The 18145-nt window shown below is 31.4% G+C and carries 17 protein-coding genes and 1 tRNA gene; 13 read left to right on the top strand and 5 right to left on the bottom strand.

Features of this window, described 5'->3' with window-relative positions; all coding sequences use genetic code 11:
* Position 1 precedes the first annotated feature (1 nt).
* Positions 2 to 1198 carry an ABC transporter permease gene (locus G507_RS0105890; RefSeq protein ID WP_026716627.1) on the bottom strand — a complete coding sequence of 399 codons (1197 nt, stop codon included), beginning with the start codon at positions 1196 to 1198 and terminating at the stop codon, positions 2 to 4.
* Position 1199: 1 nt separating this feature from the next.
* Positions 1200 to 1592, bottom strand: coding sequence for a 30S ribosome-binding factor RbfA (gene rbfA / locus G507_RS0105885; protein WP_026716626.1), 393 nt, complete (start codon positions 1590 to 1592; stop codon positions 1200 to 1202).
* An 83-nt stretch (positions 1593 to 1675) separates the two neighbouring features.
* Between rbfA and mce the strand changes: the two genes are divergently transcribed.
* The 3 genes from mce (at position 1676) to G507_RS17750 (ending at position 2568) form a co-directional block, all read left to right on the top strand.
* The gene (gene mce, locus G507_RS0105880) at positions 1676 to 2083 is read left to right on the top strand and encodes a methylmalonyl-CoA epimerase (RefSeq protein ID WP_026716625.1); all 408 of its coding nucleotides are present in this window, start codon (positions 1676 to 1678) and stop codon (positions 2081 to 2083) included.
* A gap of 52 nt (positions 2084 to 2135) precedes the next feature.
* Positions 2136 to 2209 (top strand) — tRNA-Ile (locus G507_RS0105875).
* Positions 2210 to 2397: 188 nt separating this feature from the next.
* Positions 2398 to 2568 carry a hypothetical protein gene (locus tag G507_RS17750; protein ID WP_169627281.1) on the top strand — a complete coding sequence of 57 codons (171 nt, stop codon included), beginning with the start codon at positions 2398 to 2400 and terminating at the stop codon, positions 2566 to 2568.
* Here G507_RS17750 and G507_RS0105865 read toward each other — a convergent pair whose 3' ends face one another.
* Positions 2569 to 3168, bottom strand: coding sequence for a riboflavin synthase (locus G507_RS0105865; RefSeq protein WP_026716623.1), 600 nt, complete (start codon positions 3166 to 3168; stop codon positions 2569 to 2571).
* A 57-nt stretch (positions 3169 to 3225) separates the two neighbouring features.
* Here G507_RS0105865 and pdxA point away from each other — a divergent pair, with 57 nt between their 5' ends.
* The 6 genes from pdxA to accC all read left to right on the top strand — a co-directional run bounded on the left by pdxA (position 3226) and on the right by accC (position 8197).
* Positions 3226 to 4266 carry a 4-hydroxythreonine-4-phosphate dehydrogenase PdxA gene (gene pdxA, locus G507_RS0105860; protein ID WP_026716622.1) on the top strand — a complete coding sequence of 347 codons (1041 nt, stop codon included), beginning with the start codon at positions 3226 to 3228 and terminating at the stop codon, positions 4264 to 4266.
* Positions 4267 to 4357: 91 nt separating this feature from the next.
* The gene (locus G507_RS0105855) at positions 4358 to 4894 is read left to right on the top strand and encodes a YceD family protein (protein WP_026716621.1); all 537 of its coding nucleotides are present in this window, start codon (positions 4358 to 4360) and stop codon (positions 4892 to 4894) included.
* 9 nt (positions 4895 to 4903) lie between these two features.
* A complete protein-coding gene (gene rpmF / locus G507_RS0105850; protein WP_026716620.1) occupies positions 4904 to 5098 on the top strand; it encodes a 50S ribosomal protein L32 in 195 nt (64 codons plus the stop codon).
* Positions 5099 to 5258: 160 nt separating this feature from the next.
* Positions 5259 to 6257, top strand: coding sequence for a beta-ketoacyl-ACP synthase III (locus tag G507_RS0105845; protein ID WP_026716619.1), 999 nt, complete (start codon positions 5259 to 5261; stop codon positions 6255 to 6257).
* Positions 6258 to 6285: 28 nt separating this feature from the next.
* Entirely contained in the window at positions 6286 to 6750 is a 465-nt protein-coding gene (gene accB, locus G507_RS0105840) for an acetyl-CoA carboxylase biotin carboxyl carrier protein (RefSeq protein WP_026716618.1), read from the top strand.
* A 94-nt stretch (positions 6751 to 6844) separates the two neighbouring features.
* The gene (gene accC / locus G507_RS0105835) at positions 6845 to 8197 is read left to right on the top strand and encodes an acetyl-CoA carboxylase biotin carboxylase subunit (RefSeq protein WP_026716617.1); all 1353 of its coding nucleotides are present in this window, start codon (positions 6845 to 6847) and stop codon (positions 8195 to 8197) included.
* A gap of 126 nt (positions 8198 to 8323) precedes the next feature.
* On the opposite strand, the gene G507_RS0105830 is transcribed toward accC, so the two are convergent.
* On the bottom strand, positions 8324 to 10198 hold the full coding sequence (locus G507_RS0105830) for a S9 family peptidase (protein WP_026716616.1): 1875 nt from the start codon (positions 10196 to 10198) through the stop codon (positions 8324 to 8326).
* A 101-nt stretch (positions 10199 to 10299) separates the two neighbouring features.
* A complete protein-coding gene (locus G507_RS0105825; protein WP_026716615.1) occupies positions 10300 to 13500 on the bottom strand; it encodes a reprolysin-like metallopeptidase in 3201 nt (1066 codons plus the stop codon).
* Between the two features lie 263 nt (positions 13501 to 13763).
* On the opposite strand from G507_RS0105825, the gene G507_RS0105820 reads away from it, so the two are divergent.
* From G507_RS0105820 to G507_RS0105805, 4 genes are read left to right on the top strand one after another with little or no spacing between them, the layout of a single operon-like run.
* Positions 13764 to 15026 carry a dicarboxylate/amino acid:cation symporter gene (locus tag G507_RS0105820; RefSeq protein ID WP_026716614.1) on the top strand — a complete coding sequence of 421 codons (1263 nt, stop codon included), beginning with the start codon at positions 13764 to 13766 and terminating at the stop codon, positions 15024 to 15026.
* 44 nt (positions 15027 to 15070) lie between these two features.
* Positions 15071 to 16306 carry a dicarboxylate/amino acid:cation symporter gene (locus G507_RS0105815; RefSeq protein WP_035665720.1) on the top strand — a complete coding sequence of 412 codons (1236 nt, stop codon included), beginning with the start codon at positions 15071 to 15073 and terminating at the stop codon, positions 16304 to 16306.
* Complete coding sequence (locus G507_RS0105810) at positions 16299 to 16985, top strand: DedA family protein (protein WP_026716612.1); 687 nt, start codon at positions 16299 to 16301, stop codon at positions 16983 to 16985. Before G507_RS0105815 ends, G507_RS0105810 begins: the two co-directional genes overlap by 8 nt.
* 43 nt (positions 16986 to 17028) lie before the next feature.
* Positions 17029 to 18141: an NAD(P)/FAD-dependent oxidoreductase gene (locus G507_RS0105805; protein ID WP_026716611.1), complete on the top strand. Its 1113-nt coding sequence runs from the start codon at positions 17029 to 17031 to the stop codon at positions 18139 to 18141.
* Positions 18142 to 18145: the final 4 nt, after the last annotated feature.

Genomic DNA, 18145 nt, shown 5'->3' with positions numbered 1-18145 from the left:
GCTATTCCACTAATTTTTTCGAAACCGTGCTACTTGCGATCCAAGAAGCAATAATTCCCAATAAATATATTGTTGAAATTACAATCAATATGTTTTTAATTTCAAAAACTACTGGATAAGGTAAAGACTCATTTACCATTACTAAACTGAATTGTTGTTGAATTACTACAATAAGGATTCCGAAAATCAAACCAATTAATCCACCAAAAAAAGTCAGTAAACCACCTTGAAAGAAGAATATTCCACGCAATTGCTTTACTTCAACACCTAAATTATATAAGGTTTTTAAATTTGCTTTTTTATCAATAATCATCATGATTAAAGCTCCAATTAAATTAAATAAGGCAATAATAATCACTAAAGTAAAAATTAGGTAAACAGCAATATTCTCGGTGTTCAACATTTTATAAAGTGAATCATTTAACTGGGCTCTGTTTTTTATAGTTACTTCATTTTTAAAAATTGATTTTAATTCAGCAATTGCTTTTTCTTCATCTGAATTAAGATTGATTTTAAATTCAATATTTGTGACTTGATTTGGTTCAAAACCCAGTAATTCTTGAGCTATTTCAATATCGCAATACACATATTTGTTGTCAATTTCATCATTTAAAGAATAAACACCTACCGGAATTAATGAGGCTCGTTTAAAATCATCTTCACTAGAAATCTGACCTTTCTTAGGTTTTGGAGCTATGACTTCTAATCGATTATTAAAATCTAACAAGCCAATAGAAAGTTTACGCATTATTCCAGCACCAATAATAGCCTGATTTGTTTCTGATTCTATCCAAGAACCTGCATAAAGCTGTTCATTAAATGTTGTGACATCAGAATAGAAAGAATCAACGCCTTTTAAATAGGCAACCTGTTCTTTTTCGTCATATAAAAAGAAAACACGCTCTTCAACTATTTTACTGAATGCTGAAAAGTTTGTCGATTTCTTTAGTTGATTGACTTGTTCCGTAGAAAGTATAAAAGATTTTCCTTTTGAAGCTTCAATTTTTATATCAGGATCAGTTGAGTTGCTAAAACTCAAACTAAATTCCTTTAAACCACTAAAAACTGACATAACAACAAACAAAGCCATAGCGCTAACAATAATACCTAATGAAGCAATACCAGTAATAATATTTATGGCAGTGCTTTTACTAAAACTTAAGGCGTATCTTTTAGCTATGTAAAAAGGAAAATTCAAATTATGATTTTTTTCTTTTTTCTAATAATTCTGGATTTTCAATTGGATTTTCTTTCCCTTTTAATGCATTGTCAATGTTTTCGATATAATCCAAACTGTCATCGATATAAAAAGTAAGGTTAGGGACTTTTCTTAATTGATTTTTCACCCTTTGAGCTAAATCATGCTTGATTAATGGTGTGTTTGTTTTAATTGCTGCTAAAATTTCAGGTGCTTTGTTTGTTGGAAAAACACTTAAATGAACTCTAGCTACAGATAAATCCGTAGTTACATTTACTTTTGATATTGATATAATTAAGTTGCTAATTCCGTTTTTGCGAATCTCTCCTTGTAAAATATCAACTAAGTCATTTTGCAATAATGCACCAATTTTTTTTTGTCTGTTCGTTTCCATTTTGCAAAAATACGATTTTTTTAAAGTCAGATATAATATATGTGATAGGATTTTATTTTATAATTTTACAAAAAACATAAATAATGAGAAAAATTGAACATATCGGAATTGCTGTTAAAGATTTAAAAGCATCAAATCAACTTTTTGAAAAACTTTTTGGAAATCCACCATATAAAGAGGAAGAAGTAGCTTCGGAAGGAGTAAAAACTTCATTTTTTATGAATGGTCCAAATAAAATTGAACTCTTAGAAGCAACAAATGACAATAGTCCAATTGCAAAATTTTTAGAAAAAAAAGGAGAGGGAATTCATCATATTGCTTTTGATGTAGAAGATATTGAAGCAGAAATGATTAGACTACAAGCCGAAGGGTTTATTTTGATTAATAATGTCCCTAAAAAAGGCGCAGACAACAAGCTAGTTGCTTTTCTTCATCCAAAAAGTACAAATGGTGTTTTGATAGAACTTTGTCAGGAAATTAAAGAAAAGTAATATAAGATTTGCAAGCGACTAAAAATAGTAGTAATATTGCACTCTCAAAACCGGTCCTATAGCTCAGTTGGTTAGAGCACCTGACTCATAATCAGGTGGTCCCTGGTTCGAGCCCAGGTGGGACCACAATAAAAAAGCCTTTCGTAATTGAAGGGCTTTTTAATAAAACAAGTTTTTGCATTTAAAAGATAATATGTGTATTTAAGGTTATTTTTATATTATTATTAATTTAAAAATTTTGTTAGTAATTTTTTTTTTTTACTTTTACGCACATGAAATTTACCCCCAATAATTTTTTTATAATCAGCTTTTTAATGGTAGGGTTTTCTGGTATGGCTAAACAAAGTCCACCGCCACCTCCGGCTGGTACACCACCACCTCCGGGTTTTCCTATAGACGGAAGCCTTTTTTTAATGGTGTTGTTTGGAATTATTTTCTCGTTTATTTTTCTTAAAAAACATTCTGCCTTTAATAAAAAAGCTTAATTATTTGTTGTAAACGCCTAATTCAGTTAGTCTTTTAACGTATTTTCCTATAACATCAAACTCTAAATTTACACTATTACCAATTTTTATTGTAGAAAAAATCGTGTTTTCATAAGTGTAAGGAATGATTGCAACACTAAATTCATTTAATTTAGAATTGATAACAGTCAAGCTTGTACCGTTTACTGTTATCGACCCTTTTTCAATAGTAACGTTGCCCAAAGCTTTATCATACTCAAAAGTGAAATACCAACTTCCATCAGCTTCTTTTATATTTTTACAAACTCCAATTTGATCTACATGGCCTTGAACAATATGCCCATCAAGCCTTGAGCCTAATATCATCGCTCTTTCGATATTTACCAAATCGTCTATTTTCCAATTTCCAATTGTTGTTTTTTCAATTGTCTCTTTAATGGCTGTGACTTTATAAAGTTTTTCCTTAATCTCCACAACTGTTAAGCATATGCCATTATGTGCAATACTTTGGTCAATCTTTAATTCATTAGTGATTTTTGATTCAATTGTTAAGTTGAGGTTTTCTTGGTCTTGACTAATGTTTTTTATTATTCCTATTGTTTCTACTATTCCTGTAAACATAACTGATTTAATTTTACTAAATTTGTAGTTCAAAAATAGCATAAATTACTCTTTATAATGGTTAAAATAGCAGAAAATATTATCGTTGGAATATCAATTGGAGATTTAAACGGCATTGGAAGTGAAGTTGTCCTTAAAACATTCGAGGATAACAGAATGTTAGAATTATGTACACCTGTCATTTTTGCCAATGTAAAAATAATGTCCTACTTAAAGAAAGTTTATGAATTAACACTGAATTTTCATGGAATTGATTCTTTAGATCAACTTGTTATTGGAAAAATTAATGTTTTAAATGTTTGGAAAGAACCAGTAAATATTGAATTTGGTAAAAATGATAATGAAGTTGGTAAATTTGCTATAAAATCTTTTTTTGCAGCTACCAAAGCTTTAAAGGAAGACAAAGTTGACGTACTGCTAACAGCACCTATTAATAAATACAATATTCAGTCTGATGAATTTAAATTTCCTGGGCACACAGATTATTTAGCAAAAGAGTTTAATGAAAACGCTCTTATGTTTATGATTCATGAAAATTTGAGAGTTGGATTGTTAACAGATCATGTTCCGGTTAATGATGTTGCAAAGCATTTGAACGAAGAGCTCATATCAAAAAAAGTTAAAATTGTAAATGATACCTTAAAACAAGACTTTAGAATTGAAAAGCCAAAAATTGCTGTTTTAGGACTTAATCCTCATGCTGGTGATAATGGTGTAATTGGCAAAGAAGATGAAGATATTATTAAACCGGCTTTAAAAAAGATTTATGATTCAGGAATTATGGTTTTTGGACCTTATTCGGCAGATAGTTTTTTTGGAAGCAATCAATATAAACAATATGATGCTGTTTTAGCAGTGTATCATGATCAAGGTTTGATTCCGTTTAAGACAATGTCTTTTGGTAGCGGTGTTAATTATACTGCAGGTTTAAGTAAGATTAGGACTTCTCCTGATCATGGAACAGCTTTTGATATCGCTGGAAAAAATAAAGCAAATGAAAGTTCGTTTAGAGAAGCTTTATACTTAGCTATTGATGTGTATAATAAAAGAAATGAATATAAAGAATTGACAAATAATCCTTTAATTGCGAGTAAATAATTAGTTATAAACAAAAAAAAGTTGACAACTAGTTTTATTTTATAAATATTTTATATCTTTGCACTCCTTTAAAAAGGGAAAAACTGTTGAAATGAATAATTTAAAAGAATATTTAATTCAATTCGTTGGGTTAAAACTAGGGAAACACCAGTTTGATTATCAGATAGATAATTCGTTCTTTGGATGCTTTGAGTTTGATGAATATAATACTTCAGATATAAAAGTTGAGATCTTATTAGATAAGAAAAACATGATGCTTGAATTAGAAATTAAGCATAACGGAACCGTAAATGTTCCATGTGATTTAACTAATGAAGATTTTGACTTGCCAATAAAAGGAAAAATAAACTTAATTGTTAAGTTTGGAGATGCTTTTAATGATGAAAATGAGGAAATATTGACATTGCCTCACGGTGAATATGAATTTAATGTTGCTCAATACATATATGAGTCAATTATACTTTCAGTTCCAACGAAAAGAGTTCATCCTGGAGTTAAAGACGGAACACTAGATTCTAAAGCATTAGAAGTTTTGAATAATCTAGCTCCAACAGAAATTAAAGAAGAAGAAAATAAAGATACCGACCCAAGATGGGACGATTTAAAGAAACTATTAACGGATAAATAATATAGTAAAATGGCACATCCAAAGAGAAAAATCTCCAAAACAAGAAGAGATAAGAGAAGAACACATTATAAAGCAACTCCTGCACAAATTGCTACTTGCCCAATAACTGGTGAAGCACATTTATACCACAGAGCTTACTGGCACGAAGGTAAAATGTACTACAGAGGACAAGTTGTAATAGACAAATCTGAAGCAGTAGCTTAATTGTTTTAAAAAATAGAGAAAAACTCTCACAGTGTGAGAGTTTTTTTTTGATTTATTAAATCGTTGATAATTATAATCAAGGATTTAATAGGGTTTAATTTTTTTTTTGTAATTTTCACAACTAATCAAATGGTAACATTTGAAAAGAAAAATTATATTTATGAATAAAATAACAGCCGCAATAACAGCCGTTGGGTCCTATGTTCCAGATTTTGTTATGTCTAATAAAGTGCTAGAAACTTTGGTAGATACTAATGATGAATGGATTACTTCAAGAACAGGAATCAAAGAGCGAAGAATTCTCAAAGAAGAAGGTCAAGGAACATCTTACTTGGCTATAAAAGCAGCACAAAATTTAATTGAAAGAGCTAATATTGACCCTAATGAAATAGATATGGTGATTTTGGCTACTACAACTCCAGATATGCCTGTTGCGGCAACTGGTGTTTATGTTGCCTCTCAAATAGGAGCAACTAATGCGTTTGCATATGATTTACAAGCAGCATGTTCTAGTTTCTTATTTGGAATGTCAACCGCTGCAGCACACATACAATCAGGAAGATATAAAAAAATATTGTTAATTGGAGCTGATAAAATGTCTTCAATCATTGATTATACAGATAGGTCTACTTGTATTATCTTTGGTGATGGTGCAGGTGCAGTTTTGTTTGAGCCTAATGAAGAAGGATTAGGGTTACAAGACGAATTCCTAAGAAGTGATGGTGTTGGAAGAGATTTCTTAAAAATTGAAGCTGGTGGATCTATAATGCCTCCTTCTGAAGAAACGGTAAAAAGCAGGAAACATTTTGTACAACAAGATGGAAAAACAGTTTTTAAATATGCTGTTTCAGGTATGGCTGATGTTAGCGAAAAAATAATGCAACGTAACAATCTTACAAAAGAAGATGTTAATTGGTTAGTAGCCCATCAAGCTAATAGAAGAATTATTGATGCAACAGCCAATAGAATAGGATTAGAACAAGAAAAAGTTTTAGTAAACATTCATAGATATGGAAATACTACTTCTGCGACTTTACCTTTATTATTAAGTGATTTTGAAAGTCAATTAAAAAAAGGGGATAATTTAATATTTGCCGCTTTTGGAGGTGGTTTCACTTGGGGAGCTATCTATCTAAAATGGGCATATAACAAACAATAACAAACTAACTAAATCAAATTTTAATAACATGGATATTAGAGAAATTCAAAATTTAATCAAATTTGTATCAAAATCAGGTGCAACAGAAGTGAAATTGGAAATGGATGATTTCAAAATCACCATCAAAACCACTTTAGAAGGATCAGAGCCTACAACTACTTATGTGCAACAAATGCCTGTATCTCAAGCACCAGCAGCGCCAGCACCAGCAACAACTCCTGTAGCAGTAGTAGAAGTAAACGAAGACTCAAAATACATTACTATAAAGTCTCCAATAATTGGGACATTGTATAGAAAACCTTCTCCAGACAAACCCGTTTTTGTTGAAGTTGGAAGCACAATTTCAAAAGGAGATGTGGTTTGTGTAATTGAAGCAATGAAATTATTCAACGAAATCGAATCAGAAATTTCTGGAAAAATTGTTAAAATTTTAGTAGATGATTCTTCTCCAGTAGAGTTTGATCAACCATTATTTTTAGTAGATCCATCTTAATAAATTATTAATTATGAATTATAAATTGTGATTTGGTTTGTGCCAATCATGATTTAAGAAAAACTCATAACTCATAACTCATAACTCAAATTAGATGTTTAAAAAAATATTAATAGCCAACAGAGGTGAAATTGCATTACGTGTAATTAGAACTTGTAAAGAAATGGGTATAAAAACAGTAGCTGTTTATTCAACTGCTGATGCTGAAAGTTTGCACGTACGTTTCGCAGATGAAGCTGTGTGTATTGGTCCTCCACCAAGTAATCTTTCTTACCTAAAGATGTCAAATATTATAGCAGCTGCAGAAATAACAAATGCAGACGCTATTCATCCAGGATATGGTTTTCTTTCTGAAAATGCTAAATTTTCTAAAATTTGTCAAGAACACGGTATCAAATTTATTGGAGCTTCTCCAGAAATGATTGATAGAATGGGAGACAAAGCCAACGCAAAATCAACTATGATTGAAGCAGGTGTACCTTGTGTACCCGGAAGTGAAGGAATTATTGAAACTTTTGAAGAATGTGAAAAAATAGCTAAAGAAACTGGTTATCCTGTAATGCTTAAAGCTTCTGCAGGTGGTGGTGGAAAAGGTATGCGCGCCATTTGGAAGAAAGAAGATTTAAAAAATGCATGGGAATCAGCTAGACAAGAAAGTAAAGCTGCTTTTGGAAATGATGACATGTACATGGAGAAACTTATTGAAGAGCCTAGACATATTGAAATTCAAGTAGTAGGAGATTCATTCGGTAAAGCTTGTCATTTGTCAGAAAGAGATTGTTCAGTTCAACGTCGTCATCAAAAGTTAACGGAAGAAACACCTTCTCCTTTTATGACAGATGAATTGCGAAATGCAATGGGAGAAGCTGCCGTAAAAGCTGCCGAATACATTAAGTATGAAGGAGCAGGCACAGTAGAATTTCTAGTGGACAAACACAGGAATTTCTTCTTTATGGAAATGAATACTCGTATTCAAGTGGAGCATCCTATAACAGAGCAAGTAATTGATTTTGATTTAATACGCGAACAAATTATGGTAGCTGCTGGAATTCCAATTTCTGGTAAAAACTATTTTCCAATGATGCATTCAATTGAATGTCGTATTAATGCTGAAGATCCTTATAATGATTTTAGACCTTCACCAGGAAAAATCACTACACTTCATACACCAGGTGGACATGGAGTTCGTTTAGACACTCATGTTTATGCTGGATATACAATTCCACCAAATTACGATTCAATGATTGCTAAGTTGATTACAACCGCTCAAACGAGAGAAGAGGCAATCAACAAAATGAAACGTGCTTTAGATGAATTTGTAATTGAAGGTATAAAAACAACAATTCCTTTTCACAGACAATTAATGGATGAGCCAGATTATGTATCTGGAAACTATACTACTAAATTCATGGAATCTTTTGTAATGAAAGATAAAGTTGAAGAATAAGAATAAAAAAACGCTCAATGAAAATTGAGCATTTTTTTTAAGCTTACTTTTATCGTTATTTAGATTTTTTAACTATTCGACTTTAATAGCTTCTACATTCAAAAAGTGTTAATCTTCATACTTAAATTAAAGGGTTTCTTCAAGCCATTTAAAAAACTCGCGTTGCCATACTAAACCGTTTTGGGGTTTTAAAATCCAATGATTCTCTTCTGGGAAAACCATAAATTTACTTTTAATTCCTTTTAATTGTGCTGCTTGAAAAGCTTCTTGACTTTGTCCAATGGGCACACGATAATCAACTCCACCTTGAATGATAAAAATTGGAGTATTCCATTTGTTTATCAAAGTAATTGGATTGAATTCATTATAAGTTTTTTGAGCAATTTTATTCTCATTTTCCCAATAAGCACCACCTGAATCATAATGAGTAAAGAAAACTTCTTCGGTTGTTCCATACATACTTTGTGTGTTGAAAATTCCGGCATGCGAAATGAATGTTTTGAATCTGTTATTGTGAATCCCAGCTAAATAAAAGACTGAATAACCACCGTAACTGGCTCCAATAGCTCCTAATCTTTCTTTATCAACATAACTTTCTTTAGAAACATCATCAATAGCTGATAAATAATCATCCATTACTTGTCCACCCCAATCACCACTAATTTTTTCGTTCCATTCAACTCCGTGACCAGGCATTCCTCTTCTGTTTGGAGCAACTACAACATAACCTTGAGATGCCATAACTTGAAAATTCCATCTAAAAGAATAAAATTGTGTCAATGCACTTTGCGGACCACCTTGACAATATAAAAGTGTTGGATATTTTTTTGAAGCATCAAAATTTGGAGGTAAAATTACCCAAACCAACATTTTTTTCCCATCTGTTGTAGTTACATATCTTCTTTCAGTTGTGCATTTTGAAATTTTAGAATAAATAGCATCATTCACTTTCGTGATTTGATTCCACGCTGAACTTTTCAAATCATAAGAATAAATCTCACTGGCATGATTCATGTCACCACGAGTTACAATGATTTTTGAAGCATCAAAACCTACAAAACTATTAATATCAAAATCTCCTTTTGTGATTTGATTTACACGAATCATAATTTTAGTCAAACCCGGAAAATTAACCTCAAATAATTGTTTAGTTCCATCAATTGCAGCAATAAAATAGACTTTTTTCCCATCTTTACCCCACATGAAACTATCTACAGTTCCGTCCCAATTGCTTGTTAAATTGATATCTAACCCTTTTTGTCGAACGATAATGTCGTTTTTGTCGGCTTCATAGCCATCACGTTTCATTTGTAACCAAGATAAATCTCCATTTGGTGAATATTGTGGAGCAACATCATATCCTAAGTTTTTTTCCGTAAGGTTTTTAGTGGTTTTAGATTCTATGTCGTATTCGTACAAATTTGTATTTGTAGAAGTTGCATAAGCTGTCCCAGCTTTTTTCTTACTTACATAAATAATTTTTTTTCCATCAGGTGAAAAAATATAATCTTCGTCACCACCAAAAGGTTTTTGAGGAGAATCGTAAGGCTCATTTGCCATAATATCTTCATCATTTACAAAAATATGATTGTGATTTCCTTCGTTCCAAGTGTCCCAATGACGATAATCTAAACCTTCATAAATTTGAACATTTGATTTGTCTAATTCAGGATAAAAATCCTTTCCTAAAACCTTATCTATTTTAATTTCTTTATGTGAAATAGTTTTTCCATTAAGGATGTTTTTATCATCTAAAAGAGATTTGTATTCCTTAATATCTTTAGCTTTTCCACCAGAAATGGGAATAGAATAATAAGTTGAATTTAATTTATTTTCAACCATATCAGGTTTTGAAACTTTATATATTATTGCTTTTCCGTCTTTTGAAATACCTAATGCAGAAACTCTACCTAATTTCCATAATGTTTCTGGAGTCATAATTTCCTGGGCTATTCCTGTAGTTGATATCATAAATAATGCAATTAAAACTAAATTTTTCATATAAAATATTCTAAAATTTGAATTGATAAAATTACATAAATAAAGAGAATAAAAAAAGGTCTTCCTTTTGAGAAGACCTTTTAATAAGTAATAAAATATTATTATTGTCTGATAAATCTTTTTACAATTTTAGAATTATTATAGTCAATTTCTAACATATAAGTTCCGACAGGTAAATTAGAAACATCTAAATTATTATTTCTAATTGCTCCATTGTAAACTGTTTGTCCTTGCATATTATATATTTTAACAGCTGTATTTTCTGAAACAGTTGAAATATATAATACAGAACTTGTTGGATTTGGATATAATTTAATGTCAACTATATTATTTTCAGTTGTAGTTGAAACTATTTCTTTTCCTGTTCCACCAATTACGACTGTATAATCTTCCACTTGTCCATAAGAAAATGCTTCACAAGACGTTGGAACGCCGTTGTATTTCATTGCAACTCTCATTCTAGTTGAGCCACTTAAAGCAGTAGCTGGAATGGTAATTGAACCACTCACAGGGGTTGTTGTTGAAGCCGTTTTTGTCCAAACTGTTTCACCAGCATCAGCAAAATCACCATCTTGATTGTAATCAATAAAAACAGCATAACCTTCGCTATATTTAGTGCTTGTCCAAGAAGGTGTTATTGTAATTGTATAACCAGAACTTTTGTTAACACTTGTAGATAAAGAAGTAAAATTCTCATAACCAGCAGTTCCAGTTGATGTATTGTTAATTGTACCAAAAACTACTTTTCCGATTTTTTCATCTGCAGTACTATTTCCTTGTGAAGCACAATAAGTTAAAGCATTTGAAAGAGTTGTTACTGAAACCACATTGCTAGAAGCAGAAGTGTTTCCTGCTGCATCTTTAGCTTTTACAGAAAAAGTATAAGATGTTGAAGCTACTAAACCTGTTATGTTAGCCGAAGTTCCTGCTACGTTTCCTAATAAACTTGCACCACTATAAATATCATATCCAGCTACACCCACATTGTCAGTAGAAGCAGTCCAATTTAAAGTTGTTGTTGTTTGAGTAGTTCCAGAAGCAGTTAAACTTGTTGGAGTTGATGGAGCAGTTGTGTCTCCTGCGTTTGCTAAAGTTGTAATTGATACAGTATTACTTGAAACAGAAATATTACCAGCTGCATCTTTTGCTTTTATAGAAAAAGTGTAAGCAGTTGAAGCCGTTAAACCTGTTACGGCATAAGAAGTTGAAGCCGTTGAACCTAATAAAGTAGCTCCTCTATACACATCATAACTTGTTACACCAACATTGTCTGAAGCTCCAGACCAGCTTAAGTTTGTGGTAGTTTGAGTAGTTCCAGAAGCTGATGCTGTTGGTGCTGTTGGTGCTGCTGTGTCACCAGTTGATCCAGCAGTAATTGTAAAGTTAGCATTAGAAACATCAAAGAAAATATGATTAGTTCCTTTAACCATAATTCTGTTTTGAGTTCCAGCAGTATTTGGAATTGTTACAGCTTGTGAACCATCATTTGGAGTAGAAGCTAATAAAGTTGACCAAGTGTTTCCTGCATTTGTTGAGATTAGAATATCAACATTAGCACAATTAACACCATTTGCAGTCGTACCTGCAACAGTCCAAGTAACTGTTTGTGTGCTTCCGCCTACATAAGAAACAGCAGTGTTTGGAGAACTTACAGTAAAAGGACCAGCAGTTGTATTAACTGTTACTATCATGTCGTCACTATTGTTTCCAGAACCACCAGCTCTATTATCTCTTACAGTTAACCTAAAATTTAATGTTCTTGCCACAGAAGACAATGCCTCAACTGTTAATTCTGATCCAGCAGTTGTAGTAGCTCCTGTTAATACAGAAGACATCCTTGGAAAATATCTTGTTGATGAAGTTGTAGCGGTATAAGATCTAAAATTTACACCAGTAGTTTTTGTTGCGCTTGGCACAGCTGCTGTAGTTTGAGAATCCATTTGCTCCCAATTGTATGTTAAAGAATCTCCGTTTGCATCTGTTCCAACTCCTGTTAACATAAAAGGTGTGCTTTTTGGAATGGTATAATCTAAACCAGCACTTGCCGTTGGAATTGCATTTCCAGTATTGGTGGAAACCGGACAAGTTTTAACTTTAATATTGTTTGTAACTTGTTGAATACTTACAGCATGAAAATAAGCATCGGAATGTGGTTGAACATCTAAAGAAGTTATACCAGCGTAACCCATAATTGTTGAACCTGAACCTGGTTCCATTTGAACTCCTGAACCTTCATTACTATGTGTAAAAGTATGATTTGCTCCAAATTGATGACCTAGTTCATGAGCTACATAGTCTACATCAAAATTATCTCCACTTGGAACGCCATCCGCTGGAGAAGTATAGCCACTTCCTTTGCTTCCGTTTACACAAACACAACCAATACAGCCTGCATTTCCACCACCACCACTTGCGCCAAATAAATGACCTACATCATAATTTGCTTCTCCTATAACAGAGGTTAAAGTTGATTGTAATTGAGCATTCCAATTTGCCATGCTACTTGATACTGAATAAGGATCTGTTGAGGCATTTGTATATATGACCGCATCGTTATTAGCAATTAAAACCATTCTTGCAGAAAAATCTTTTTCAAAAATAGCATTAACTCTAGTCATTGTATTGTTAATTGCTGCTAATGCTAGAGCTTTAGTTCCTCCGAAATAGGTAGTATATTCACCTGTAACTGACATAGCTAATCTGAAAGTTCTTAGTTTTGCATCATCAGCATTTGGTCTTAGTAAACTTGAATCAATTTCTGGTGCTATTTCATCTATCATTGAACACTCAAAAGCTGTGAATGCTTGCTTTTTATCTGATTTTTTATAAACAGAATATGTATTTAAATCTTGTGAATAAGGTTCAATAAAAACCGGAGACTTATCTGCATATAAAGTCATAGATTTAAATCCAAGAGGCGAAATGCTAAAATAAACTGAAGTTGAAGGATTATCTATTCCAATTCCAATATATGATTTTATTTCTGGATATTGAGCGGCAAGAGCAGGTTCCATTATTGAGTTTTCATAAATACCGAAACGTTCAAATTCACCATCTGCATTTGGCATAGAGATGATAATATTTGATTTTATATTCAAAGTATTCCTCTGAGGCGAGTGATCTACTAGGTTTTTTAACTCATTTACGTTTAAATCGAAAAGATTTTTTTGAGGCAATTGCATTTTGCTTTCTAACAAAACTACATTGCTTTTTTTAGAAGAATTCCATAAGGAGTTTTTTTCTTGAGCGAAAGAAAAACTCACAACAGCCAACAAGGCTACCGAAAGTAATTTGTGTTTCATATATATTATGAATTTGGGTTAATTAGACGTCAAATTTATTTGAAAGCAGTGTTTGTTTTACATTAAAAAACAAAAGATGTTAACAATTTGACAATATATACGTGAATACCGTAAAAGATTCATAAATTATTCACAGTATGATTGAAATATTGTTAACGGTTAAATTGTTTTTATTTCAGTTAAAGGCAATAATTATATCCATTTAGCTAATATTTTAAAAAAAATATAAGTATTTTCACGTTTTAAATTTAAAAAGTATAAAAATGAGAAAATTAGCTTTGCATTGGCAGATTTTGATTGGTATGGGTTTAGGGGTATTATTTGCCTTTTTATTAGTACAATTTGACTGGGGAAAGCAATTTATTGTCGATTGGATAAAACCTTTTGGTAACATTTTTATTAACTTATTAAAACTTATCGCTGTTCCTTTAATTTTAGGATCTTTAATTAAAGGAGTTTCAGATTTAAAAGATATTTCTAAACTTTCTAAAATGGGAGGAAGAACTATCGGACTTTATATAATGACAACTATTTTAGCGGTTTCTATTGGTTTAGCAATTGTAAATATTATTAAGCCTGGAGAATATATTTCAGAAGAAACACGAACAGAACTTTTAACCAATTTTGCTGGTGATGCAAATTCTAAAATTGAAGCTGCAAACAAGCAAAATGAAGCTGGACCATTACAAGCGTTAGAAGATATAGTGCCAGACAATATAATGAAAGCTACTACAGATAATGGAAACATGTTGCAAGTAATATTTTTTGCTATATTTTTTGGAGTTTGTATGATATTGATTCCAGAAAAAACGGCTAAACCAGTAAAAGATTTTTTTGACGGCTTCAATGAAATTATTCTTAAAATGATTGATTTAATAATGTTAGCTGCTCCTTTTGGGGTTTTTGCATTGTTAGCATCACTAGTTGCAGAATCTCCAAGTTTAGATTTATTTAAAGCTTTAGGAATGTATGGTTTGTCTGTATTAATAGGTTTGACTTTAATGATTGGAGTGTATGTTTTAATCGTAAAAGTATTGGCTAGAAAAGACGCTTCTTTTTTCCTTAATGGAATTGCCCCAGCACAATTATTAGCCTTTTCAACAAGTTCTTCTGCAGCAACTTTACCAGTTACTATGGAAAGAGTAGTAGATAATCTAGGAGTAGATGACGAAGTTGCTAGTTTTGTTTTACCAATTGGTGCTACAATTAATATGGATGGAACTAGTTTATATCAAGCCGTTGCAGCTGTTTTTATTGCTCAAGCTTTTGGTATGGATTTATCACTCGGAGCTCAATTAGGTATTATTGTTACCGCAACCCTAGCCTCAATTGGAAGCGCAGCTGTTCCTGGAGCTGGAATGGTTATGTTGGTTATTGTTTTAGCACAAGCAGGAATTCCTGAAGCAGGTTTAGCCTTAATTTTTGCTATTGATAGGCCATTAGATATGTGTAGAACAACTGTCAATGTTACAGGTGATGCTGCCGTTTCTATGGTAGTAGCAAAATCTGTAAATAAACTCCAATAATGAATTAGTTTTTTATATACATTTACTGAAAAAATATTTATTCGGTGAAGAACAATAAATTATTCATTGCAATACTAATTTCATTAGTATTTGGTGTCTTTTTAGGCGCATTAGTTCATTATTATTTTCCTTCTTATCAAGAAGATTTTTCAAAAAACATTAAGCTTTTAGGAACTGTATTTATACGTATGGTTCAAATGATAATTGCTCCATTAGTTTTTTCAACGTTAGTTGTTGGTATTGCAAAAATGGGTGATTTAAAAATGGTAGGTCGTGTTGGAGGAAAAGCAATGGCTTGGTTCATAACAGCATCTCTAGTTTCATTGTTGTTAGGATTGGTTTTGGTAAACACTTTAAAACCAGGTTTAAATACCAATATTTCTTTAAATGAATTAGATGGTGCTTCTGATTTATTAGAAAAAACACAAACGTTTTCACTAGAAGAATTTATTAAACATTTAGTGCCAAAAAGTCTTTTTGAGGCACTGGCAACTAATGAAATTCTTCAAATTGTAATTTTTTCAATTCTTTTTGGAATCGCATTAGCTTCACTAGGTAAAAAAGGTAAACCTGTAATTAAAATCCTAGACACTTTGTCTCACGTTATTTTAAAAATGGTTACTTATATTATGTGGGTAGCTCCGTTTGGTGTTTTGGGCTCAGTGGCTTCTGCAGTTGCAAAACATGGATTTGGAATTTTTAGTTTATATGCTAACTATTTAATAGCATTTTCAATTGGTATTATAATTCTTTGGATAATATTATTACTTGTAGGTTATTTATTTTTAGGAAAAAGGTTGTTTGTTTTATTACAACGCATCAAAAATCCATTACTTATTGCTTTTTCAACTACAAGTTCAGAAGCAGTTTTTCCAAAATTAGTTGAAGAATTAGAACGATTTGGTTGCCAAAATAAAATAGTTTCCTTTACTTTACCATTAGGTTATTCTTTCAACTTAGATGGCAGTATGATGTACATGACTTTTGCAAGTATTTTTATTGCTCAAGTATATGGAATAGAAATGACGTTAGGAGAACAATTAACTATGTTGTTAGTATTAATGCTAACGAGTAAAGGTGTTGCAGGAGTTCCTAGAGCATCTCTAATAGTGATAGTAGCTACATGTGCAATGTTTGGAATTCCACCGGAAGGAATTGCTTTGATTTTACCAATTGACCATTTTTGTGATATGGCAAGAAGTATGACAAATGTTTTAGGGAATTCATTAGCAACAGCTGTAATTGATAAATGGGAAATAAAAACTGAATTAAATGAATGATTTTCATTGGACAAAACTATTTAATCCTGAATTCTATATCACTATGGAAGTTGGTGGTGTGCCTATCGGAATTTATATGGTTTTGTTCATAGTTTTTGCTGAAACAGGTTTGTTTGCAGGTTTCTTTTTACCAGGTGATAGTTTGTTATTCCTTTCGGGTATTTATAGTAGAGAATTAGTAGAAACTTTCTTTTTTATCCCAAGCGATTTTTCTAATGTTACTATTTTAGCTTTATTAATAGCAGCAGCTGCAACTTTAGGAAATATTTTTGGCTATTGGTTTGGTGCTAGAAGCGGTCAATTTTTATATGCTAAAGAAGATAGTTTTTTCTTTAAGAAAAAATATTTATATCAATCTCAAGAGTTTTTTGAAAAACATGGAGGAAAAGCCATAATTTTTGCGCGTTTTCTTCCAATTATAAGAACATTTGTTCCAATTATAGCAGGAATTGTTCACATGGAAAAAAAGAGATTCATGTTTTATAACGTTTTAAGTTCATTGCTTTGGTCTTTTGTTTTAGTCTTTGCTGGACATTATTTATATGCTATATTTTTAACTGAATTTGGAATAGATTTAAAACAACATATAGAAAAAATCATTCTTATTCTTATTGCTGTTACTACTTTTCCATTAGTAATGAAAGCTATAAAAGCCAAAAAGCAAAAAACAGAAGAATAATCTTTTAATTCTTCAATCTTTTAATCCTTTAATAAAAAACTAAATGCAACTAAGTTATTGGGAATTAAAAAACTGGTTCTCTAATGTTGATTTCACTATCGTTGGAAGTGGAATCGTAGGCTTGCATTGCGCTTTAAACTTAAGAGAAAAATTCCCCAAAAGTAAAATTTTAGTACTCGAAAGAGGAATATTACCTCAAGGAGCAAGTACAAAAAACGCTGGTTTTGCCTGTTTTGGAAGTATTTCAGAAATTATAGATGATTTAAAAACACATTCCGAAGAAGAAGTTATTCAATTGGTTCAAAAAAGAGTTGACGGATTACAATTACTACGAAAAAGATTAGGTGATAATGTTATTGATTACAAACCTTATGGTGGATACGAATTGTTTTTAAAAAATGATGAAGCTTTTTATAATCAATGTGTTTCAAAAATTCCATTCATAAATGATGTTTTAAAACCAATTTTTAAATCGGATGTTTTTGCCAAAGAAGTGGATAGGTTTAATTTTAAGGAGATTTTTGAGTATTTAATTTTCAATCCTTTTGAAGGACAAATTGATACGGGAAATATGATGCAAGCTTTATTAAAAGAAACAATTTCCAATGATATTCTAATTTTAAACCAACAAAACGTTACTTCATTCACTGATAATAATTCATTTGTAGAAGTTGTGACGAATGAAATTTCTTTTAAAACAAATAAACTACTTTTTGCTACAAACGGATTTGCTTCTCAACTCACAAATAATCAAGTAAAACCTGCAAGAGCTCAAGTGTTAATTACAAAACCTATTGAAAAGTTAGACCTAAAAGGAACTTTCCATTTAGATCAAGGTTATTATTATTTTAGAAATATAGGAAATAGAATATTATTTGGAGGTGGAAGAAACCTTGCTTTTGAAGAAGAAACTACAACCGAATTAAATCAAACAGAAATTATTCAAAATAAGTTGGAGCAATTGTTAAAAGATGTAATTTTGCCCAAGCAGCCTTTTGAAATTGAACACCGTTGGAGTGGAATTATGGGTGTTGGAAATCACAAAAAACCAATAGTTGAACAACTGTCAAACAATGTCTATTGTGGTGTTCGTTTAGGTGGAATGGGAGTTGCCATTGGAAGTTTAATTGGTAAAGAATTAGCGGATTTAATTTAATTAT

The organism is Flavobacterium gelidilacus DSM 15343 (assembly GCF_000422685.1).
GTDB lineage: Bacteria > Bacteroidota > Bacteroidia > Flavobacteriales > Flavobacteriaceae > Flavobacterium > Flavobacterium gelidilacus.
Note: the sequence above shows the minus strand (reverse complement) of the source record. Positions and strands in the feature narration are given on the sequence as shown.